The organism is Comamonas sp. F1-6 (genome assembly GCF_039581415.1).
GTDB classification, from domain to species: domain Bacteria; phylum Pseudomonadota; class Gammaproteobacteria; order Burkholderiales; family Burkholderiaceae_C; genus Comamonas; species Comamonas thiooxydans.
On the sequence record NZ_JBCPWN010000020.1, the window covers coordinates 16,036 to 38,417 of the forward strand.

The following is a 22,382-nucleotide window of genomic DNA, read 5'->3' on the forward strand; positions in this document are numbered from 1 at the left end:
AAAAAAACGACGCTTGATGCGTCGTTTTTTTTCGTATTGGCATGCGCTGCTGTCAGCCCATGGCCAGAGCCCCGCACCACTGGGGCAGCTGGTTTTCCTGCGTGGGGGCAAAGTATTCGCTGTTCATGGGTTTGGGGCGGGCGATGGCGTAGCCCTGCACATAATCCACGCCCATGGTCATGAGTTCCTCGGCGATCTCGCGGCTCTCGACAAACTCGGCAATGGTCTTTTTGCCCAGTGTCTGGCCGATGCGATTGATCATCTCCACCATGGCGTGGTCTCCCTTGTCCTTGAGCATGTCACGCACAAAGCCGCCGTCGATCTTGAGATAGTCGACGGGCAACTGTTTCAGATAGGTCAGCGACGACATGCCGACGCCGAAGTCGTCCAGGGCAAAACGGCAACCCAGGGCGCGCAGCGACTGAATCAGCCGTGTGGCATTGCTGAGGTTGCCAATGGCGCTGGTTTCGGTGATTTCGAAACATAGCTTTTGCGGCGCAATTGCGTGCTGCTGCAACTGCTCCTTCACAAATTCCAGCAGGCCGTCGTCATCCAGGCTGGGACCGGAGAGGTTGATGGCGCAGGTTTCCACCAGCTTGGCGTGTCCGGGCTGCTGCGCCAGTGTCTGCAGGGCCCTGGTGATCACCCAGCGGTCAAGCGATGGCATCAGGCCGTAGCGCTCGGCGGCGGGTATGAAATGTCCGGGGGCCAGGATCTGGCCGTTTTCATCGCGCAGGCGCAGCAGGACTTCGAAGTGCATGCCGCTGTGGCGGCGATGCTTGCGGGCCTGCAGCGGCGCAATGCTCTGGGCATAGAGGCAGAAGCGGTCTTCGTCCAGTGCGGTACGAATGCGTGTGGCCCATTCCATTTCGCTGACATAGCGGCTGTAGATTCCGTCCTCGGCCTTGTAGAAAAAGACCTTGTTGCGCCCGCGCTCCTTGGCCTGATAGCAGGCCATATCGACCATGCGCAGCAGATCGGAGGCATTGACCGCATCACCGGGGACATGCACGGCACCGATCGAAAAGCCGGTGCGTAGTATCTTCTCTCCCCAGGTGGTTTGCAATTGCTGGGCTGCCAGGCGCAGCTTCTCGGCAATGCTCGCGACGTTGGAAGGAGGGCAGTTCTCCAGCAGCACGGCAAACTCGTCGCCGCCCATGCGCGCCAGGCAATCGGTTTCGCGCAGATTGGCCTGCAACATGCGAGAGACTTCACACAGCACCTCATCACCGGCGGCATGGCCGCTGGTTTCGTTGATGAGCTTGAACTGGTCCAGGTCGATGTAGAGAAGAGCGTAGGGCTTGACCTGGTGCAGACCCTGGGTCAGCATTTTTTGCAGCCGCCGCTCGAATTCCCCGCGATTTTCCAGCCCCGTCAGCGTGTCATGGCGTGCATTCCAGGAAATCTGGTCCATGTACTGCTGCTCGCGTGACACATCGCGCAGCACGAAGACTGCCCCCGATGCTTGAGCATCGCGCTGCATGGCGGAGCCCAGCACCTTGACCGGCACGATGCTGTGGTCGGTGCGGCGAACCCAGTGCGTTTGCTCGTCGCGCACGACGGTGGTCTCCTTGGTGTCATTGACAAGCTGTGCGAGCAGGCCTTCGCTGGTGATGGAGGCGTCCATGGTGTAGAACTGCAACACCTGCTTGATGGGCCTGTCCAGATAGCTTTGCTTTTGCAGACCCAGCAGACCTATGGCGGCGGGGTTGACATAGTTGACCATGCCCTTGGCATTGGTGGTGATGACCGCATCGCTGAGCGCTGCCAGCGTGGTCTCCGCGCGCTCTTTTTCGCTGTTGAGGCCGTCTTGAACCTGCTCTCGCAGCAGGATCAGGCGCCAGGTATTCCAGACCCACAGGCTCACCAGGCCAATGGCCAGGGCGCCGTTGAGGGCGAGCAGCAGCCAGACGATATTGCGCGAGCTTTGGCCCAGAGAGTCGCTGAAGGCCCTGGTCAGGGCTGTCACGCCCTGGTTGATCAGGTCGATCTCGCGCTTCCAGGTGGCAATGTTTTCGCGGCTGATGTTGCCGACTTCGTATCCATGCCGGATTTCCTGGGCCAGTGTATCGAGCTGATTCAGGTACTCGTCACCCATCTTCCAGTACGCGACGGGCTCCTGCACCCAGCTGAAATAGCGGAATGTGCGCAGCAGCCAGATGAGGGAGCTGACATCATCGGGGTGGTTCTGGCCTTGCTCTATGCCTTTGCGCGCCAGGTCCAGGCGCAGAGGCTTGTCGTAGAGGGCAATACGTGCCTCGGCATCGCCACGCGGCACCTGCAAGGCCCGCTGATAATGGGCGAAGTCGATCGGGTTGCCTTCATCCGCGTAGCGGGAAAGCGAGTAAATCGCATCTTTCTGGGCCTTGGACCAGAGACTTTCTCCGTTGACAAACGCTCGCACGGCGGAGAGCAGGTAAAGGCTGCAGCTGGCGCTGAGCATCAGGATCAGTGCCAGGAGCGCAAAAGCCCAGACGCGCTGCAGCAATTGTTGAGACTTCAGTGTGGGGCTCAAAGATGCCTTCATGACGCCTCATCCAGTAAATTGACTGTAAATGCATGAGTCAGGGCATCGACAAGGCAAACTGGTATGAAACAGCCAGAAGGCAATGTGCCTGCTGACGATCAGAACGCCGTCACGATGCCCGCTCTCATGGCTTGACCTTTCACGGTATTGCGTAGGAGGTATGTCAGATCACACGCAATTTGTATTCATTGGTAATTTTTGGCCTGTAGAAGTGAGCCTGGCGTCGGACAACTTCCTCTGTACCCCCAAGACAGAGCGGTGTTTTCTGTGAGAAAGTGGGTAACCAATCTGGCCGATTCAGAGCAGGTCTATGCAGTGCACCTGCGGCTGCTCCAGCACGCCGGCCCTGCGGTCGGCAAAGAAGTGCTCCAGGGTGAGCTTGACGGTGCGAAACGCGATTTCTTCCCAGGGGATGTCTGCCTCGGCGAACAACTGGGCCTCCATGGTCTCGGGTCCGGGGTAGAACTGCGCACTTTTGAGGCGGGCCAGATAGAAGAGATGGACCTGTCCTACCTGGGGCACGTTGATGAGACTGAACAGCCTGCCCAGCTCGATGTCGGCTCCGGCTTCCTCGTCGGTTTCGCGCTGGGCTCCGCGGCTGGTGGTTTCGGCCAGCTCCATGAAGCCTGCAGGCAGCGTCCATTTGCCGCGGCGCGGCTCGATGTTGCGCTTGCACAGCAGCACGCGCCCGTCGTCCATCACGGGCAGGGTGCCGACCACATTGAGCGGGTTTTCATAGTGGATGGTGTGGCAGGCCGGGCAAACGGCACGCTCGCGCGTATCCCCATCGTCAGGAACGCGGTAGGTGACTGCGGTGCCGCAATTGCGGCAGAACTTGATGGGGCTGCGAAAAATCATTCCGCAACTATAAGCAAATCAGGCCGCTAGCGCAGGTACAACATGCGCAAACAGCTATGAAAAAGGGAGTCACACCTTGCGGTGCGACTCCCGGAGTACCTGGCCGGCGCTAACTGCCTGTGCGCCAGGGATTCTTAGGCGATCTGGATCTTGATGGATTCAAGTCCGGTGACTGCGCCTTCCAGCACATCGCCCTTGACCACGGCGGCCACGCCCTCGGGGGTGCCGGTCATGATCAGGTCGCCGGGCTGCAGCTCCCAGGCGCTGGAGAGATGCTCAATGGTTTCGGCGATATTCCAGATCAGCTTGTGGATGTGGCTGCGCTGGCGATAGTCACCATTGACCTGCAGCGAAATCTCGGCGTTGACGATGTCTCCCGCCCGATCGGCTGGCGTGATGGGGCCTATGGGGGCGGATTGCTCGAAAGCCTTGCCGATACACCAGGGGCGGCCTTGCTTCTTCATGTCGTTTTGCAGGTCGCGGCGTGTCATGTCCAGACCCACGGCATAGCCGTAGATGTACTGCAGTGCATCGGCTGCCTTGATGTTCTTGCCGGCCTTGCCGATGGCAACGACCAGCTCGATTTCATGGTGCAGATTCTGGGTCAGCGTGGGATAGGCCACGGTGGTGGTGCTGCCGGCTTCCACTGCCACGGTCGCGTCCGCAGGCTTCATGAAGAAGAACGGTGGCTCGCGGCCGGTAAAGCCCATTTCCTTGGCGTGATCCTCATAGTTGCGGCCCACGCAGTAGATGCGGTGAATGGGAAAGCGCTCGCCGCGGCCCACAACAGGCAGGCTGGCAACGGCAGGGGGATTGAACACGTAACTCATGAAGTCCTCGGCAAGAACACGCGCTGAAATCAGCAATGGTTGATGTGGCAAGCAGTGTGCCACGATGCAGGCCCGGAGACGGCGTGGCAGATGACGGCTTTTACGTATTCCGGCCCTAGGGAAAATGCCAGTCCGTGCGGCTCGCGCTATGCTGCTCGCATCATGAAGCTGCATACCTATTTCCGTTCTTCCGCCTCTTACCGTGTGCGCATTGCGCTGCAACTCAAGGGGCTGTCCTATGACTCCGTGCCCGTGCATCTGGTGCGCGGCGAACAAAAGGCTGCGGCCTATGCCTCCCATGTGGGTGACGCGCTGGTGCCCGCACTGGTGACGGACGAGGGGCACTGGCTCACGCAGTCCATGGCCATCATCGAATATCTCGATGAGACCCATGCTGAAACACCATTGCTGCCCAGGGATGCACTGGGCCGTGCCCATGTGCGCGCATTGGCGCAGATGGTGGCTTGCGAGATCCATCCGCTCAACAATCTGCGCGTGCTCAAGTACCTGGTGCACGAAATGGGGGCCAGCGACGAGGCCAAGAATGGCTGGTATGCGCACTGGGTGCGCTCCGGTCTGGAAGCCTTCGAGCGTCAGCTGGCGCTGCTGGATGCCGAACGCAAGGCCATGGGCCTGGCGCCGTCGACGTTTTGCTGGGGTGACGCGCCCACGCTGGCCGAATGCTGCCTGGTCCCGCAGATCTACAACGCCCAGCGCTTCAATGTGAATCTCGAGGCTCTGCCGCGCCTGATGGACGTGGTCGAGCGATGCAACGCCTTGCCGGCTTTCCAGCAGGCCCATCCTTCGGCCTGTCCGGATGCTGAGTGAAGAGGGCGTCATGAGCGAGACCTATAGGCCGGGTCCACCGGACCTCTGGCCTGACTCCTGGCTGGTCCCGGACTGGCCGGCTCTGCCCGGCGTGCATGCCATCTGCACCTCGCGCGAGGGCGGCGTCAGTCAGGCACCCTGGGGCAGCATGAACCTGGGCGACCACGTAAGCGACAACCCCGCTCACGTGCGCCGCAACCGTGAACTGTTCAATGCGGCGCTGCAGGCCCGCACCCCTGGTGCCTGCACGGCGTACTTGCAGCAGGTGCATGGCGTGGACGTGCTGACGCTGGACGCAGACAATGTGGCCGAGTCCAATGGTGCGGCCTTCGATGCCTGCGTGACCGATGATGCAGGCGTGGTCTGCACCGTCATGGTGGCGGACTGTCTGCCCGTGTTGCTGGCCCATGATTCGGGGCTGGTCGTGGGCGCGGCCCATGCGGGCTGGCGTGGTCTGGCCGGCATGCCGCCCGGCAGACAGCAGTCTGAGGGGCCGTTGCACGGCGGTGTGCTGGAGGCGCTTTTCGAGTCTTTTTCCCGGAAAGTGCAGGCGCAGCAATCGCTTTCGGCGGCCGACACGAAGCCGTCCCGGATTGCCGCCCGCACTCAGGCCTGGCTGGGCCCATGCATAGGTTCCGAGTCCTTTGAAGTGGGGGCCGAAGTGCGCGATATCTTCGTGGCGCATGACGCCGATGCGGCACGACACTTTGTGCCTGTACCTGGCAGCAGCATCAAATATCTGGCCGATCTGGCGCAACTGGCACGCCAGAGGCTTGCTGCATTGGGCATTGCTGCAATCTTCGGCAACGATGGCAGCCGGCCCTGGTGCACGGTCAGCAATGCATCACGTTTCTTCTCGCACCGGCGCGACGCCGCTCGTCTGGGCGGCAGCGGGCGGCTGGCTGCCAGCATCTGGCGCGATGCCTGAGCCGGGGCTGGGAGGCTCGTGTTCTGCAGCTAGCGCTTCCTGTTCCTGCCGGGCTTTGAGGCGGCGCTTTCTGGCCGGCGTGCCCAGTATGTAGAGCACGATGGAAAGCGGCAGCAGACCGTAGAGCACGAAGGTGAAAAATGCACCCAGCAGGGTGCCGCCGGGGCTGGCTGCCTCGGCGATCGTCATCATCACGACAACGTACATCCAGGCGATGGCAATGAGGTACATGGTGTTTCTGTAGTGAGCCAGAAAGCATGCTGGCTTCGGGTTGTTTTGTGTCAAAACAGCTTCATAACGGCAAAATGAGGCCGCTTCTTGTCGGAACTGCCTGGCACATAGGTGACAATGCCGCCGTGTGAGCCGTATTGCAGATTCCGCAAGCGTCCCCAGACCCTGAGATCGCCGGTCGCTTGCCTTGACTAGGATGTAAGCATGAATTTTGACCCGAGCTGGGGCCAGGCTGGCCAATCCATTCAACAATTCTGGCAGGAGCAGTGGAGCAAGAGCCTCCAGACGCTTCAGCAGATGCAGTCCGGTGCTCCCATGGGGCTCAGCGCCATGCCAGGTCTGGGGCCCGCACCCAACCCTTGGGCTGGAATCATGGATGCCATGCAATCGGCCATGCCCCAGATGGCAACGGGGTCGGCTCAAGCGGTGCAGTTCGATGCGGCCAAACTGCAGGGGCTGCAGCAGGAATACCTGCAGTCGGTGCAGTCGTTGGCAGATGGCAAACAGATTCAGGCCCTGCTGTCCAAGGACAAGCGCTTTGCCAAGCCAGAGTGGAGCGCCAATCCCGTTGCATCGATGGCCGCAGCCAACTACCTGCTGGGCAGTCGCATGCTGACCGGTATGGCCGAAGCGGTGCAGGGCGATGAAAAAACACGCAATCGCGTGCGTTTTGCGGTCGAGCAATGGGTGGCAGCCATGGCGCCCAGCAATTTTCTGGCACTGAACGCCGATGCGCTCAACAAGGTTGTTGAAACCAAGGGCGAGAGCCTGGCTCAGGGTATTGCCAATCTGCTGGCCGACATGCGCCAGGGCCATGTCTCCATGACCGACGAAAGCCTGTTCACCGTGGGAAAGAACGTGGCGACCACCGAAGGCGCGGTGGTTTTCGAGAACGAGCTGTTCCAGCTCATCGAATACAAGCCACTGACTGCCAAGGTATTCGAGAAGCCTTTTCTGATGGTGCCGCCCTGCATCAACAAGTTCTACATTCTGGACTTGCAGCCGGACAACTCCGTGATTCGCTATGCCGTCAGCCAGGGGCATCGCACCTTTGTGGTCAGTTGGCGCAATCCCGACGAAAGCCAGGCGCACAAGAGCTGGGATGACTACATCGAAGATGGCGTGCTCAAGGCTGTGAGCACGGTTCAGGATATCTGCGAGGCGCCGCAGATCAATGTGCTGGGTTTCTGTGTGGGCGGCACCATGCTCTCCACTGCCATGGCAGTGCTGGCTGCACGCCATGCCCGCGAGCATGGACAGCCGCAAGCTGCCAAGCCCCGCAGCCGCGCTGCGGCTGCAAAGACGGGCAGCAAAACTGCTGCGGCCAAGGTGGAGGCCCATGCTTTTCCCGTAGCCAGCATGACGCTGCTGACCACGCTGATCGACTTCCGCGACACAGGCATTCTGGACATCTTCATTGATGAAAACATGGTGCGCCTGCGTGAGATGCAAATGGGCAAAGGCGGGCTGATGAAGGGCCAGGACATGGCATCCACCTTCAGCTTTCTGCGCCCGAATGATCTGGTCTGGAACTATGTGGTGGGCAACTACCTCAAGGGCGAGACACCGCCGCCATTCGATCTGCTTTACTGGAACAGCGACTCCACCAATCTTCCCGGCCCGTTCTACGCCTGGTATCTGCGCAATCTCTACCTGGAGAACAACCTGATCAAGCCCGGCGTGCTGACCGTGTGCGGCGAGAAGATAGGCATGAGCCAGCTCAAGATGCCGGTCTATATCTACGGCTCGCGCGAGGACCACATCGTTCCTGTTGCGGCGGCCTATGCCTCGTCGCAGGTACTGGGCGGTGAGCGTCGTTTCGTGATGGGTGCCTCCGGCCATATCGCCGGCGTCATCAACCCGCCGGCCAAGAACAAGCGCAGCCACTGGCTGCGTGAGGATGGCGAGTTTCCCGAGGCGTTCAACGATTGGCTGGCCGAGGCCACGGAGTATCCGGGCAGTTGGTGGACGGACTGGAGTGCCTGGCTGGGCAGCCATGCAGGCAAGCAGCTCGCGGCTCCCAAGAGCTATGGCCGTGCACGTGCCTATGAAGCCATCGAAGATGCTCCGGGTCGCTACGTTCTGTCAAAAGCCTGAGCGAGGCCTGAGGCACAATCAGTTCCATATTGCGGTGCAGCAAACAAGGCTCGCACCGTGATAGGAAGCGGCGGGTGGCACGATGAACAGGATGCAACCCGCACGCATGCATCACTTGTAAGAAACCTAGAAAGGTTCGTCAGCAATGGAAGACATCGTTATCGTTTCCGCCGTGCGTACGGCGGTCGGCAAGTTCGGCGGCTCTCTGGCCAAGATTCCTGCAACCCAGCTGGGTGCGACCGTGATTTCCGAGGCTCTGGCTCGTGCCAAGGTGGGCAAGGACCAGGTCGGTGAAGTCATCATGGGTCAGGTGTTGACGGCGGCGGCCGGGCAGAATCCTGCGCGTCAGGCCATGATGGCGGCCGGCATTGCCAAGGAGACACCTGCGCTGACGATCAATGCCGTCTGCGGCTCCGGCCTTAAGGCCGTGATGCTGGCAGCTCAGGCCGTGGCAACGGGAGACAGCGAAATCGTGGTTGCCGGAGGCCAGGAAAACATGAGCCTGTCGCCCCATGCCGTGCCCAATTCGCGTGACGGCCAGCGTATGGGTGACTGGAAGATGGTGGACACCATGATCGTGGACGGTCTGTGGGATGTCTACAACCAATACCACATGGGCATCACTGCCGAGAACGTGGCCAAGGAAAAGAACGTCAGCCGCGCGCAGCAGGATGCGCTGGCGCTGGCCAGCCAGCAAAAGGCTGCGGCCGCGCAGGATGCTGGCAAGTTCAAGGACGAAATCGTTCCCGTGAGCATTCCCCAGCGCAAGGGGGACCCCATCGTGTTCGACAGTGACGAATACGTCAACCGCAAGACCAATGCCGATGTGCTGGCCACCCTCAAGCCCGCTTTCGACAAGGCAGGTTCGGTGACGGCCGGCAATGCCTCGGGTCTGAACGACGGTGCCGCCGCCGTGGTGGTGATGACGGCGGCCAAGGCCAAGGCACTGGGCCTCAAGCCCCTGGCCAAGATCGTGTCTTATGCCACCAGCGGCCTGGCTCCAGAGGTCATGGGCCTGGGTCCTGTCTATGCCACGCGCAAGGCGCTGGATCGCGCCGGCTGGAAGGCTGCCGATGTGGACCTGTTTGAACTCAACGAAGCCTTTGCCGCACAGGCCTGCGCGGTGAATCAGGATCTGGGCATTGACGCCGCCAAGGTCAACGTCAACGGCGGTGCCATCGCCATCGGTCACCCCATTGGTGCATCGGGCTGCCGCATTCTGGTGACGCTGCTGCATGAAATGCAGCGCAGCGGTGCCAAGAAGGGCCTGGCCGGCCTGTGCATCGGCGGTGGCATGGGTGTTGCTATGGCTGTGGAAGCCTGCTGAGGCTTCAGGATTGCAGACTGCTCCGGTGCTCCTGAAGGCTGGCGCAGTCTGGGAACCCCGCTGATGCCAGCCTCCCATCGACCCTAGGGAAGATCACGAGGTAAACCACGGCGAAAGCGGGTTCATTCGGACCTACTCGATTGCATACTGGCATGGCCAGCGTGCAGGGTGTGTGGCGTTCAAAACGATAAGCAATTCCTCAGAATTCTTATCGTTGATAGTGTGATCGTGAAATAACCATTGATTGACAGGAGAGATGAATGGGTCAGAAAGTAGCGTACGTCACGGGGGGCATGGGCGGTATCGGTACCGCAATCTGCCAGCGTTTGCATAAGGATGGCTTCAAGGTGATCGCGGGTTGCGGACCATCGCGCGACTACCGCAAGTGGCTGGACGAGCAGGCGCAATTGGGTTACACGTTTTATGCCTCGGTTGGCAATGTGGGGGATTGGGAATCCACCGTCGAAGCCTTCAACCAGACCAAGGCAGAGCACGGCAACATCGATGTGCTGGTGAACAACGCGGGTATCACCCGCGACCGCATGTTCGTCAAGATGACGCCGGACGACTGGAAGTCGGTCATCGAAACCAACCTCAACTCCATGTTCAATGTCACCAAGCAGGTGGTGGCAGACATGGTGGAAAAGGGCTGGGGCCGAATCATCAACATCAGCTCGGTCAACGGCGCCAAGGGACAGGCCGGACAGACCAACTACTCGGCTGCCAAGGCCGGCATGCATGGCTTCACCATGGCGCTGGCTCAAGAGTTGGCTGCCAAGGGTGTGACCGTGAATACAGTCAGCCCTGGTTACATCGGCACCGATATGGTCAAGGCAATTCGTCCCGATGTGCTCGAAAAGATCGTGGCGGGCGTACCCGTCAAGCGTCTGGGCGAGCCTGCGGAGATCGCCTCCATCATCTCCTGGCTGGCTTCGGAAGAGGGCAGCTATTCCACAGGTGCGGACTTTGCGGTCAACGGCGGCCTGCATATGCACTAAGCCTTTTCAGGCATTCGGCAAAAAGGAGCTCAGGCTCCTTTTTTCATGTCGCTGCTGCTTTTCCCTGCAAGCCTGCGGGCAAAGAGCGGGACGATGCCCAAATGACAAAACCCGCAGAGATCATTCATGCGGGTCTTGGGTTTTTGTGCCGCTTTACAAAGCGACTGGTTGAGCGCAGGGCAGCAAGGCTGATGCTTCTTTGGCCTATCAGTGCCGACTGCCCGGGCACCTGGCTGCAACACACTGCGCTTTGGTCTGCACAGTGTTGCGCGGCGAGCGCTTAGCGCTTGCGATCGCGCTCGTCTTCGGGCCAGATGGACATGATGTTCGTGGTTTGCATTGGAATCTCTCCTGTATGTCTGTTTAACGTCTGACGGATTCAGCTCGTTGACAGCTTTTTGGAAATTTTTTACCTGTTCTTTTATCCAGTGATAATCAGGCTGCAAAGGCGGGGGCACGCTTGCGATCACGTTCGTCCCAGGGCCAAGCCATCAGAGACATAGCTGCTGCGGCCTGTGCGGGCTGGGCTTTGGCGGTGTCGGTAACAGTGGTGGTCATTGCAGTTCACTCCTTTGAGTGGTTCAACGCCTGGCCTGAACTGCAGGTTGACAAGAAGCTGAATCAACAGCGCAAGAAAATGCAACTCGCGTTTGCTGATGTTTTCAGCAGCCGGCATGCATGTTCAAAATGAAGAGCGCCCTGCCAAAGCTGGTCAATGGCAGGGCTTTTCCTGGCCTTAGCAGGTTTCGGTGGTCAGGGCTTCGATCTGCTCCGAAAGCTCCAGCCAGCGCTCTTCCAGTTGATCGATTTCAGCGTTGACGGCACTCAGCTGCTTGCCCGCTTCCACGATATCGCCACCGGATAGTCCGGGCGTGGCCAGCTTTTCTTCCAGCGCGCCGCGCTGGGCATTGAGCTTGGGCAGCGTCTTGTCGATCTGTTCCAGCTCTTTCTTGAAGGGCTTGGTCTTTTCGGCCAGTTGCTGGCGAGCTGCAGCGGCGAGGCGACGGGCTTCCTTGGGGTCAGCCACGGTGTCAGGGAATGATTCTGTTTTCAGAGCGTCCAGCGCTTTTGTAGAAGGGGCTTCAGGCGTAACTGGCTTGAGTTCTACCGGAGTTTGCACCGCTGGCGTGCTGTTGGTCTGCTGTTCGGCATTGCGTGCTTCTTCACGCAAGCGCTTGGACTCTTCGAGCAGATAACGCTGGTAGTCATCCAGGTCGCCATCGAACGGGCCGACAACGCCGCGGCCCACCATCCAGAAGTCTTCACATACGGCGCGAAGCAGGTGACGGTCGTGGGAGACCAGCATCACGGTGCCGTCGAAGTCGTTGAGCGCCATGGCCAGCGCTTCGCGCGTGGCCAGGTCCAGGTGGTTGGTAGGCTCGTCCAGCAGCAGCAGATTGGGGCGTTGCCAGACGATCATGGCCAGTACCAGACGGGCTTTTTCGCCACCGCTCATGCTGCCCACAGACTGCTTGACCATGTCGCCGCTGAAGTTGAAGGTGCCCAGCCAGTTGCGCAAGTCCTGTTCGCGGCTGGCGGCGGGTGCGGCAGCGCCGAGCTCCCTGGCCAGACGGGTCATATGCTCCAGCGGGTTCTCGCCGGGACGCAGCACGTCGAGTTCCTGTTGGGCAAAGTAGCCGATATTGAGGCCCTTGCCTTCGGTGACGGTGCCGGCCAGCGCCTTCATCTCGCGGGCGATGGTCTTGACCAGGGTCGACTTGCCCTGGCCGTTGGCCCCGAGAATACCGATGCGCTGGCCTGCCAGCACGGAGCGGTTGACGCCCCGCAGGATGGTGGTCTGCCTGCCGTCTTCATCCTCATAGCCGAAGCTGGCATCGGTAATCGCCAGCATGGGGTTGGGCAGATTGGCGGGTTCCTTGAATTCAAAGGTGAACTCGGCTTCGGCCAGCACCGGCCCTACCTTTTCCATGCGCTCGAGCTGCTTGACCCGGCTTTGTGCCTGCTTGGCCTTGCTGGCCTTGGCCTTGAAGCGGTCAATGAACTTCTGCAGATGGGCCATTTTTTCCTGCTGCTTGGCGAAGCTGGCCGCCTGCAGCTCCAGCTGCTGGGCACGCAGTTCCTCAAAGCGCGAGTAATTGCCGCCGTAGCGGTTGATCTGCCCGCCCTGAATCTGCAGTGTGACGTTGGTGATGGCGTCCAGGAATTCGCGGTCGTGGCTGATGACGATCATCGTGCCGCTATAGCGCTTGAGCCAGGCTTCCAGCCAGACCAGGGCATCCAGGTCCAGGTGGTTGGTGGGTTCGTCCAGCAGCAGCAGGTCGCTGGGGGCCATCAGTGCACGGGCCAGCTGCAGACGCATGCGCCAGCCGCCCGAGAAGCTGTTGACCGGGTGATCCAGCTCGGAGACCTTGAAGCCAAGACCCAGAATCAGGGCTTGCGCGCGCGATTCAGCATCATGTGCACCGGCATCGGCCAGATCCACATAGGCCTGGGCGATCTCCATACCATCGCCAGAGGCTTCGGCGGCAGCCAACTGGGCGTTCAGCTCGGCCAGGCGCGTGTCGCCATCCAGAACAAACCGGGTGGCTGATTCGTCGGTTTCCGGCATGTGCTGGGCTACCTGTGCCATGCGCCACTGAGGAGGGATGAAGAAATCACCGCCGTCTTCGCTGATGCTGCCATTGAGCAGGGCGAACAGGCTGGACTTGCCTGCACCGTTACGGCCGACAAGGCCGACGGACTCTCCCGGGTTGATGGTGGTGCTGACTTGGTCGAGCAGGACTTTGGTGCCGCGGCGCAGCGTGATGTTCTTGAGACTGATCATGACTGGGGTCGATTATCCGCGAATGCCCTCAGGCTCAGGAGCTTGAGGGAATGAGCAGGGCGGTAGCGATGCCCCGGTTGTGGCAGGTCTGTCCGAGCTTTCATATGGCCTGAAGACCTATGTTCTCCATCATCGTTTCGGTGAATTTCAGCTCATGCTCACACGCTTGGGGCCTGGGTGCAGACTCCAGCACGGTGCTGAAATAGCGAAGTCTGCGAAGATCCATGGTCGCAACTCAAAAAATCAGCTTGAAGGTCGGTATGAAAGCCTGTAGAAGGCTATTTGAAGAATTGTTAGTCTCCTGTAATGTCGGTGTAATCTGACATGGCGTAAGGGCCAAATGTCGACAAGATGGCATATCTCTAAGTCTGAAGTCCGACAGATTAAGTATGTCGGTCCTACAACTGATGCAGCAAAACCTGTCCCTCTCTTCACATTCAACCACCCCGAGCAGAAACGGCTCTGCCCACTGGCGCATTGAAGACATTGACTTCTCTGCCATCGATCGCAGTGCCATAGAGCACAACCAGGATCTGTTCTTCTTGCTGATGAGCGCCTCGTTCATCGAAACCGGCTCGGATACCTATGCGGCCAACCTGGCCGAGCATTACGCTGCCTGGCCCGAGATCGCGGTCTGGCTCAAGGATCAATGGGAGTCCGAAGAACTGCAGCACGGACGCGCACTACGGGCCTATGTGGAAGCCGTGTGGCCGGAGTTTCCCTGGCAGCAAGCCTACGACAGCTTTTTCGCCGAATATTCGCAGCTGTGCACCATGGAGGAGCTCTACCCCGACCCGCGCCTGGAAATGGTGGCGCGCTGCGTGGTGGAAACCGGCACCACGGCCTACTATCACACCTTGCGCGAACTCAGCGACGAGCCGGTTCTGAGCGAGTTGCTGGGCAATATCCGTAACGACGAGGTCAACCACTTCAAGCACTTTCTCAAGTACTTCAAGGAGCTGCAGCAGCAGTCGCCTGTGGGCCGCACGCGCATTGCCAAGGCACTGTATGGCCGCCTCAAGGAGTTGCGAGAGAGCGATTCGGATATCGCGCTGCGTCATGTCTGGGCGCACAAGGGTCCTTATTTCTCCGATAGCAGCACTCGCTTCGAAGACATGGCCCAGCGCATTTACGAGCTGGTCAGCCGTCGCCTGCCTGCCGATCTGGCTGTGCGCATGCTGCTCAAGCCCATGCTGCTGCCAGCACGCGTGGAGGGCATGGTGCGCACACCCATCTCCAAGCTGGCAACACGCATGATGTCGTACTGAGTCTTGCATGCATCCAGCACGCCGCAGCGCATGGCGGAACTGCTGGGCACGGCGGGCTTCGAGATGGAAGAGGATCCGGGGCCTGCGCAGTTCAATGCCCGCTTCTTTGCAGGCAGGCGCGATGGCCTGCAGATTGCGGGTGGCGGTTCTCGCTATCCGAGTGCGGTAAAGCGTGCTTGAGCGCTTGTTCAAAGACCTGAATAGAGAAAAAGGCACAAGGCTTTGAGAAGCCTGTGCCTTGGATGCGGGACGAAGAACTTACAGCTGCAAGGCGGCGGTATTGCCCTCGGACCAGTGGCGCAGCGCCTCTTCGGTAATCAGCAGCACCTGCTCGTCACCCGAGCTGGTGTCGAGCCAGAACACGGGCAGGTCGGGGAAGGCTGCCTCGAAGTACGGCTTTTCATTGCCTATCTCCAGCACCACCACGGCGTCCTTGCTCAGGCGCGCGGGCAGGTCCTCGAGCAGTCGGCGGATGAAGTCCATGCCGTCGGCGCCGCCGGCCAGGGCCAGCTCGGGCTCGGCCTGGTACTCGGCAGGCAGCTTGCCCATGCTGTCGGAGTTCACGTAGGGCGGGTTGCACAGCACCAGATCCCAGGGGCCGGGCACCTGGCTCATGCCGTTGCTTTCCAGCAGCGTCACGCGATCCTGCAGCCCGTGCTTGTCCACATTGATGCGGGCGACGGCCAGGGCATCGGTCGAGATATCAGCACCGGTCACCCGGACTTCGGGATAGGCCATGGCGGCCAGGCAGGCCAGAGAGCCGTTGCCGGTGCATAGGTCGAGCACCTGCACGGTCTTGTCGGACAGCCAGCCGTCGATGCTGCCATCGGCCAGCAGCTCGGCGATAAAGCTGCGCGGCACGATGGAGCGCTCGTCGATGTAGAAGGGCACTCCTACAAGCCAGGCCTCGTTCGTCAGATAGGCTGCGGGCTTGCGGCTGCGGATACGTTCTTCAAAAAGAGTAGCTATCTGCGCTTGTGCATCAAGAGATACAGGCTGATTTGCAACAGATTCCGGAGCGCCGGGCGTGAGTTCGCTGTCCAGGGGCAGGCCTAGCTTCCAGAGCACCAGCCAGGCCGCTTCGTCTTCGGCCGTGGCCGTGCCGTGGCCAAAAGCCACGCCGGCAGCGGTGAGCGCCTGGGTGCCGCTGGCAATCAGTTCGGCAACGGTGTTGCCGGAGATCAGGGTTGTGCTGGTAGTGCTCATGCGGTCTGGGGTGCGGTCTGCTGGCGCTGGAGTTGTTCCAGAGTCTTGCGGTAGATGTTTTTCAGGGGCTCGATATCGGCCACGGCGATGTGTTCGTCGATCTTGTGGATGCTGGCATTGGGCGGGCCCATCTCGATGACCTGAGGGCAGATCTGGGCGATGAAGCGGCCATCGCTGGTGCCGCCCGTGGTGGATAGCTCGGTATCCAGTCCGGTTTCATCCTTGATGGCGGCCTGCACGGCCTGCACCAGGGTGCCCGGTGTGGTCAGAAAAGGCTGTCCGCCCACGGTCCAGACCAGCGAGTATTCGACGCCATGGCGGTCCAGGATTTCATGTACGCGCTTTTGCAGGGAGTCGGAACTGGACTCGGTGCAGAAGCGGAAATTGAAGTCGATCACCACGTGACCGGGAATGACGTTGCTGGCGCCCGTGCCGCCATGGATATTGCTGATCTGCCAGCTGGTGGGCGGGAAGAACGCATTGCCGCGGTCCCAGACCGTGGCCGCGAGTTCCGCGAGTGCGGGCAAGGCCTCGTGAATGGGGTTGCGTGCCAGTTGCGGGTAGGCGATATGACCTTGCACGCCGTTGACGGTGAGCTTGCCGCTCATGGTGCCGCGGCGACCGTTCTTGATCATGTCGCCGGTCTGTTTGACCGAGGTGGGCTCGCCCACGATGCACCAGTCCAGGCGCTCGCCACGCTGGCGCAGCTCTTCGACCACGACCTTGGTGCCGTCGACCGAGGGGCCTTCCTCGTCGCTGGTCAGCAGCAGGGCGATGTCGAAGGCGGGCTCGGGCGTGGCCTGCAGAAACTCCTCCAGCGCCACGACAAAGGCGGCGATGGAGGTCTTCATGTCGCTGGCACCACGGCCGTAGAGCTTGCCGTCGCGGTGCATGGGCACGAAAGGCGGGCTGGTCCATTCCTTGAGCGGGCCGGGTGGCACCACATCGGTATGGCCGGCAAAGACCAGCACAGGCCTATCTGAATTGATAGCACCTTGCGTAGACTGAGAAATCGCAGGAGCGCGCTTTGCCCACAGGTTTTGTACGCGGAAGTCTGCGGGGCCGCTGTCCAGCCGCTCGCAGGTAAATCCCATGGGTGTCAGGGCATCGGCGAGCAGCTCAAGGCAGCCAGCATCTTCGGGGGTGACGGAGGGCAGGCTGATGAGCTGCTCGGTCAGTTGCAGTGTCCGGGACATGGAGGGGGCTTCAAACTAAAACAATGCCTATGCCGCCTTGGCTGGCGGCTTCAGGCGGTTCTGACATCCAGGGTGATTTCCGTGAAGGACGGCATATCGTCATCGCCGGGTAGAGTCACATCGGTGACGGCCGGGGCGTTGGCAGCAGTGGCCGCGTGGCTGACGTCATTATCCATGCGCCACATCAGATTGGTGGGCGAGTCGGCATAGGCCAGCGCTTCACTGCGCTCAATTGTGCCACTGCGCACCAGGGCTGCCAGTGCGTCCTCGAAGGTCTGCGAGCCTTCGGCCATGGATTTTTCCATGGCCTCCTTCACGCCACCGAAGTCGCCCTTGACAATCATGTCGCTGATGAGCTTGGTATTGAGCATGACTTCCACGGCCGGCACGCGGGTGCCGGTAACGGTACGGACCAGGCGCTGAGAGATCACGGCCTTGAGCGAGGCGGCCAGCTCGCCCAGCATGCTGGGGCGTACCTCCTCGGGGAAGAAGGACAGGATGCGATTGAGCGTGTGATAGCTGTTGTTGGCATGCAGGGTTGCCAGGCACAGATGGCCGGACTGGGCATAGGCCAGTGCGGCCGACATGGTCTCGCGGTCGCGGATTTCGCCGATCAGAATCACATCGGGTGCCTGACGCAGCGCATTCTTGAGTGCGGTTGCGAGGGTACTGGTATCGGTGCCGACCTCACGCTGGTTGACGATGGATTTCTTGTTGCGAAACTGGTATTCGATGGGGTCTTCCACCGTGAGGATATGGCCAGTGAGCGTGTCGTTGCGTTCGTCGATCATGGTCGCCAGTGTCGTGCTCTTGCCCGAGCCCGTGGCGCCAACGACCAGCACCAGGCCGCGCTTTTCCATGACCAGTTCGCTGACAATGGACGGCAGGTTCAGGCTGTCGCGCGAGGGCACCTGCTGCGAGATGAAGCGCACGACAACTGCGTAGGAGCCACGCTGGCGCATGGCGCTGATACGAAAACGTCCTATGCCGCTCATGGGTATGGCCATGTTCAGCTCGCCTGTCTGTTTGAGCTCCTCTATGGCTTCCGGCTTGACGACTTCGGAGAGCAAGGCCAGCGGAGCTTCGACCGGCAACTCCTGATTGTTGATGGGGATGCAGATACCGTTGATCTTGATCAGCGCCGGCGCACGGGCGGAGAGATAGACGTCCGAAGCCTTTTTTTCGGACATCAGACGCAGAATTTTTTCCATGGTGCTCATTTTTTCTTCATCCTTTTTCGCTCAGCCTCTCTGTGCACGCATGTTAGCGTGTGTCAACTCGGTGCAGGTCGCGCTTGATGCGCAAAGCTGATTTCCAGCATGAAAAAAGCCTGCCCGCTCGGGAGCGGGCAGGCTTGTGAGCGGGGGCGGCCATGGCGGTGTCTGCATCAAGGCAGAGCAAGCGGGGCCAGGCGCCCATCAGTCGCGCAGCAGGTCGTTGATGCTGGTCTTGGAGCGGGTCTGTGCATCCACGCGCTTGACGATGATGGCGGCATACATGGAGTAGTCCTTGCCATCCTTGGTCTGCTTGGGGATGTTGCCGCTGACCACCACCGAGCCGCTGGGCACGCGGCCGTAGGTGATTTCGCCGGTTTCGCGGTTGAACAAGGGCGTGGACTGGCCGATGTACACGCCCATGCCCAGAACGGAATTCTCTTCCACGATCACGCCTTCTACGACTTCGGAGCGGGCGCCGATGAAGCAGTTGTCTTCAATAATGGTGGGGTTGGCTTGCAGGGGCTCAAGCACGCCGCCCAGGCCCACGCCGCCCGACAGGTGCACGTTCTTGCCTACTTGAGCGCAGGAGCCCACGGTGGCCCAGGTGTCGACCATGGTGCCTTCGTCCACATAGGCGCCGATGTTCACATAGGAAGGCATCAGGATCGCGCCCTTGGCGATGAAGGAGCCGCGACGGGCCACGGCAGGAGGCACCACGCGCACGCCGGTGGCGGCGATCTCGGCTTCGCTCATGCCCTCGAACTTGGTGGGCACCTTGTCGAAGAAGTTCAGGGCGCCGCCGTTGATCAGGGCATTGTCCTTGAGACGGAAGGACAGCAGCACGGCCTTCTTGATCCACTGGTGCACGGTCCACTGGCCCACGCCTTCGCGGCTGGCCACGCGCAGCTTGCCGTCATTGAGTTCGGCAATCACGTGCTCCACGGCATCCACCACTTCCTTGGGGGCGGCGGAAGGCGAAATAGTGGCACGGTTGTCCCAGGCGTTGTCGATGATGGATTGCAGTTGTTGCGTCATGATGTTTTCGGTCAAGGATCGAAAGTTGAGGTGAATCGTTAAGTCATAAAGGCCTGCACCGGGCAGGCGCTGGGGTGGAAATCAGCGTATGCGCGACTCGATGAACCGGGCAATGCGCTGAGCTGCTTCCAGGCATTCTGCCGTCTCGGCCACCAGAGCCATGCGAATGCGGTTGGCTCCGGGGTTGAAGCCATGGGCCTCACGTGCCAGATAGCTTCCCGGTAAAACTGTCACGCCTGTATGAATATACAGCTCCTTGGCGAATTGTGCATCATCCATGCCCAATTGCGGCGGAATGCCAGCCCAGAGGTAGAAGCTGGCATCGGGCAGCTTCACATCCATGACCCTGGACAGCACGGGTGTGACCTGGGCAAACTTCTCGCGGTAGAGACGGCGATTTTCCTGCACATGGGCCTCGTCGCCCCAGGCGGCAATCGATGCCGTCTGCACCACGGGGCTCATGGCGCCGCCGTGATAGGTGCGGTAGAGCAGGAAAGACTTGAGCAGGGCCGCATCGCCTGCCACAAAGCCGCTGCGCAGTCCTGGCACATTGCTGCGTTTGGACAGGCTGGTGAACATCACCAGATTCTTGAAATCATGGCGACCGAGCTTTTGTGCCGCTTCCAGGCCGCCCAGCGGAGCTTCCTCCTGGAAGTAGATCTCGCTGTAGCACTCGTCGCTGGCAATCACAAAGCCATGTTTGTCGGACAGGGCGAACAGCTTTTCCCATTCGCCGAGCGGCATCACGGCGCCCGTGGGGTTGCCGGGAGAGCAGACAAAAATCATCTGCGTGTTCTGCCATACCTCCTCGGGCACGGCATCCCAGTTCACGGCGAAGTTGCGCGCAGCATCGCTGGCGGCGTAATAGGGGGTGGCCCCGGCCAGCAGCGTCGCACCTTCGTAGATTTGATAGAAGGGATTGGGGCAGATGACGCGCGCACCGGCTCGGGTGCTGTCCACCACCACCTGGGTAAAGGCAAACAGGGCTTCACGCGAGCCATTGACGGGCAGAACCTGGGTCGCTGCATCGAGTTCTACGCCATAGCGCCGGTTGGCCCATTGCGCACAGGCCTGGCGCAGCGCTGGCAGACCGGCGGTGGCGGGGTAAACGGACAGGCCCTGGAGTTCGCTGCTCAGTGCTTTTTCAATGAACGCCGGCGTGGCGTGGCGCGGCTCTCCGATGCCCAGGCTGATGGGGCGCAGGCCCTCGGGCGGCTGGGCAGAGGCAAACAGTTGGCGAAGGCGTTCAAACGGATAAGGCTGTAAGCGCGAGAGCAGGGGATTCATAGTGACACATTATGGGCTGATGCCATTTTCGCATGAGAAAACAGTGCTCATGGTTTCGATTTTGCGGGTTTGCAGGCACCGTAAATTGCAATTTGTTACGTAAGCTGAATGACAGAGCAAAGGGCTACCGTGAGCAGGCTGCGAGCTCAGCAAACGAAGTCGACCACAAAAAACGAATGGAGACAGGCAATGCAAAAGCGCATCTTGCCCGACAAAAAAAACCGCGTACGAATGAGGAATTCCGGATGGCTGTGCTTGGGGTTGCCATGGCTGCTGGCCGGGCCTGTTTTGCCCGTGCTGGGCCTGAGCGGAACATGGCAGCTGGGCTGGTTGCTGCTGTGGATCATGGGAGTGCTGTTGTGGGGCGGTACTCTTCACAAGAGCTGGCGGCAGCAGTGGCAGGACATGCAGCTGGCGCTGGAAAGAGTCGCTCATGGAGACCTGAGTCTTGGCGTTGCCGGAGAGCCGCAACAAGGACTTTCCGCATCAAGCCTTACCAAGTCCATGGTACATGCGTTGTCGGCAATGGTGGCCGATGTTCGCAGCAACGCGGCCCTGGTTGCCCAGGCTGGACAGGGCATGGTCAAGGACCATCAGGCCTTGTCTGAACGAACCGAGATGCAGGCGAGCAATCTCGCGCAGACGGTGGTCAGTGTCGAGCAGCTCACCTCTGCGGTTGAGCACAATGCGGAAGTGAGCAAGGCAGCACATTCCCGCGCTGACGGCGTGTGCGCCGCTGCCGATCAGGGCGCCCAAGCCATGCAGCATGCGGTGCAGTCGGTGGAGCTGATAGAGCGCAATGCCGGGCGCATGCGGGAAATCATTGGCGTGATTGACGGCATTGCCTTCCAGACCAATATTCTTGCCTTGAACGCTGCGGTGGAGGCTGCCAGAGCCGGTGAACAGGGGCGTGGCTTTGCCGTGGTGGCCAGTGAGGTGCGGACGCTGGCGCAGCGCAGCGCCGAAGCTGCCAAGGAGATTCGGCAGTTGATCGGCGAGACCGTGCAGCAGGTTGCCCAGAGCACGCAGCAGTTACGCAGTGCAGGCGAGGAGATCCAGGGCGTGACGCGGGCCATTCACGATGTGGTTGCCCATATGGGGACGCTTGCGGACACGGCCCGCAGCCAGAGCTCGGGTCTTCAGGAAATCAGCAATGCCGTGCGTCAGATCGACGAAATCACCCAGCACAACGCCCAGATGGTAGGTCAGGCGCTGCAGCAGGCGCAGGAGTTACAGCTGCGCGCCCGGCATCTGTCGGATGCGGTGTCGCGCTTCAGATTGCAGCAGGGCACGGCCGAGGAGGCCGTGGCCCTGGTGCAGGCAACCATGCGGCAAGCCAAAAGCTCGTCCAGTGTCGCCAGCCTGCTGCAGACCGTGACCGATCCTGAGCAGCCATTCCACGACCGCGACATGTATGTGTTCGCTCTGTCCTCGGAAGGGGAGTACCGTGCCTTCGGCGGCAATCCCGCCAAGGTGGGGCTGCGCGTGCAGGATGTGCCCGGCATCGACGGCGACAGCCTGATGGCCGACATCATGGCTCAGGCCGAGTTGCGCCCGGGCTGGGTCGAGTATGACTACATCAACCCCAGCAACCAGCAGGTACAGACCAAGATGTCCTATGTCTGCAAGCATGCAGGCCTGTACTGGGGCTGCGGCGTCTACAAAAGCCTGGTCAGCGCCTAGTGAGACCCGGGGAGAGCTTTGCAGCCCCAGGAGATGCTATTGAATCAAGAGCTGTTGGCGCTTTTTGCATAAGCGATAGCG

General features: G+C 60.6%; 19 protein-coding genes. 8 read left to right on the plus strand and 11 right to left on the minus strand.

Features of this window, described 5'->3' with window-relative positions; translation table 11 throughout:
- Positions 1-52: 52 nt before the first annotated feature.
- The 3 genes from AAIL66_RS18415 to AAIL66_RS18425 form a co-directional block, all read right to left on the minus strand.
- The gene (locus tag AAIL66_RS18415) at positions 53-2,527 is read right to left on the minus strand and encodes an EAL domain-containing protein (protein WP_343497390.1); all 2,475 of its coding nucleotides are present in this window, start codon (positions 2,525-2,527) and stop codon (positions 53-55) included.
- Between the two features lie 297 nt (positions 2,528-2,824).
- Positions 2,825-3,385 (minus strand): NUDIX hydrolase, encoded by a 561-nt coding sequence (locus AAIL66_RS18420; RefSeq protein ID WP_343497391.1) that lies wholly within the window; start codon positions 3,383-3,385, stop codon positions 2,825-2,827.
- 134 nt (positions 3,386-3,519) lie between these two features.
- Entirely contained in the window at positions 3,520-4,215 is a 696-nt protein-coding gene (locus tag AAIL66_RS18425) for a fumarylacetoacetate hydrolase family protein (RefSeq protein WP_034355597.1), read from the minus strand.
- A gap of 162 nt (positions 4,216-4,377) precedes the next feature.
- On the opposite strand from AAIL66_RS18425, the gene maiA reads away from it, so the two are divergent.
- Positions 4,378-5,043 carry a maleylacetoacetate isomerase gene (gene maiA / locus AAIL66_RS18430; RefSeq protein ID WP_343497394.1) on the plus strand — a complete coding sequence of 222 codons (666 nt, stop codon included), beginning with the start codon at positions 4,378-4,380 and terminating at the stop codon, positions 5,041-5,043.
- Between the two features lie 10 nt (positions 5,044-5,053).
- The gene (locus tag AAIL66_RS18435; RefSeq protein ID WP_343497395.1) at positions 5,054-5,971 is read left to right on the plus strand and encodes a laccase domain-containing protein; all 918 of its coding nucleotides are present in this window, start codon (positions 5,054-5,056) and stop codon (positions 5,969-5,971) included.
- Here AAIL66_RS18435 and AAIL66_RS18440 read toward each other — a convergent pair.
- Positions 5,888-6,202 carry a hypothetical protein gene (locus AAIL66_RS18440; RefSeq protein WP_343497397.1) on the minus strand — a complete coding sequence of 105 codons (315 nt, stop codon included), beginning with the start codon at positions 6,200-6,202 and terminating at the stop codon, positions 5,888-5,890. The two genes, AAIL66_RS18435 and AAIL66_RS18440, sit on opposite strands and share 84 nt — an antisense overlap.
- A 204-nt stretch (positions 6,203-6,406) precedes the next feature.
- On the opposite strand from AAIL66_RS18440, the gene AAIL66_RS18445 reads away from it, so the two are divergent.
- The 3 genes from AAIL66_RS18445 (at position 6,407) to phbB (ending at position 10,624) form a co-directional block, all read left to right on the plus strand.
- Complete coding sequence (locus tag AAIL66_RS18445; protein WP_343497398.1) at positions 6,407-8,299, plus strand: alpha/beta fold hydrolase; 1,893 nt, start codon at positions 6,407-6,409, stop codon at positions 8,297-8,299.
- A 145-nt stretch (positions 8,300-8,444) separates the two neighbouring features.
- The gene (locus AAIL66_RS18450; protein WP_063661254.1) at positions 8,445-9,626 is read left to right on the plus strand and encodes an acetyl-CoA C-acetyltransferase; all 1,182 of its coding nucleotides are present in this window, start codon (positions 8,445-8,447) and stop codon (positions 9,624-9,626) included.
- A 260-nt stretch (positions 9,627-9,886) separates the two neighbouring features.
- A complete protein-coding gene (gene phbB, locus AAIL66_RS18455) occupies positions 9,887-10,624 on the plus strand; it encodes an acetoacetyl-CoA reductase (RefSeq protein WP_003064980.1) in 738 nt (245 codons plus the stop codon).
- A 435-nt stretch (positions 10,625-11,059) separates the two neighbouring features.
- Here phbB and AAIL66_RS18460 read toward each other — a convergent pair whose 3' ends face one another.
- Entirely contained in the window at positions 11,060-11,182 is a 123-nt protein-coding gene (locus AAIL66_RS18460) for a hypothetical protein (RefSeq protein ID WP_003064982.1), read from the minus strand.
- A gap of 178 nt (positions 11,183-11,360) precedes the next feature.
- A complete protein-coding gene (locus AAIL66_RS18465; RefSeq protein ID WP_343497399.1) occupies positions 11,361-13,409 on the minus strand; it encodes an ATP-binding cassette domain-containing protein in 2,049 nt (682 codons plus the stop codon).
- A gap of 407 nt (positions 13,410-13,816) precedes the next feature.
- Between AAIL66_RS18465 and AAIL66_RS18470 the strand changes: the two genes are divergently transcribed.
- The gene (locus AAIL66_RS18470) at positions 13,817-14,677 is read left to right on the plus strand and encodes a ferritin-like domain-containing protein (RefSeq protein ID WP_054075646.1); all 861 of its coding nucleotides are present in this window, start codon (positions 13,817-13,819) and stop codon (positions 14,675-14,677) included.
- A gap of 3 nt (positions 14,678-14,680) precedes the next feature.
- The gene (locus tag AAIL66_RS18475) at positions 14,681-14,857 is read left to right on the plus strand and encodes a hypothetical protein (protein ID WP_343497400.1); all 177 of its coding nucleotides are present in this window, start codon (positions 14,681-14,683) and stop codon (positions 14,855-14,857) included.
- Positions 14,858-14,935: 78 nt separating this feature from the next.
- Here AAIL66_RS18475 and prmB read toward each other — a convergent pair whose 3' ends face one another.
- The 5 genes from prmB to dapC form a co-directional block, all read right to left on the minus strand.
- Positions 14,936-15,883: a 50S ribosomal protein L3 N(5)-glutamine methyltransferase gene (prmB, locus tag AAIL66_RS18480; RefSeq protein WP_343497401.1), complete on the minus strand. Its 948-nt coding sequence runs from the start codon at positions 15,881-15,883 to the stop codon at positions 14,936-14,938.
- Positions 15,880-17,079, minus strand: coding sequence for a succinyl-diaminopimelate desuccinylase (gene dapE / locus AAIL66_RS18485; RefSeq protein ID WP_045840242.1), 1,200 nt, complete (start codon positions 17,077-17,079; stop codon positions 15,880-15,882). Before dapE ends, prmB begins: the two co-directional genes overlap by 4 nt.
- A 50-nt stretch (positions 17,080-17,129) precedes the next feature.
- Positions 17,130-18,299, minus strand: a complete 1,170-nt coding sequence (locus tag AAIL66_RS18490) for a PilT/PilU family type 4a pilus ATPase (RefSeq protein ID WP_034355447.1) — start codon at positions 18,297-18,299, stop codon at positions 17,130-17,132.
- A 198-nt stretch (positions 18,300-18,497) separates the two neighbouring features.
- Complete coding sequence (gene dapD / locus AAIL66_RS18495; protein WP_003065004.1) at positions 18,498-19,331, minus strand: 2,3,4,5-tetrahydropyridine-2,6-dicarboxylate N-succinyltransferase; 834 nt, start codon at positions 19,329-19,331, stop codon at positions 18,498-18,500.
- 81 nt (positions 19,332-19,412) lie between these two features.
- A complete protein-coding gene (gene dapC, locus AAIL66_RS18500) occupies positions 19,413-20,618 on the minus strand; it encodes a succinyldiaminopimelate transaminase (RefSeq protein WP_046461490.1) in 1,206 nt (401 codons plus the stop codon).
- A gap of 189 nt (positions 20,619-20,807) precedes the next feature.
- On the opposite strand from dapC, the gene AAIL66_RS18505 reads away from it, so the two are divergent.
- The gene (locus AAIL66_RS18505; protein ID WP_343497402.1) at positions 20,808-22,301 is read left to right on the plus strand and encodes a methyl-accepting chemotaxis protein; all 1,494 of its coding nucleotides are present in this window, start codon (positions 20,808-20,810) and stop codon (positions 22,299-22,301) included.
- Positions 22,302-22,382 lie beyond the last annotated feature (81 nt).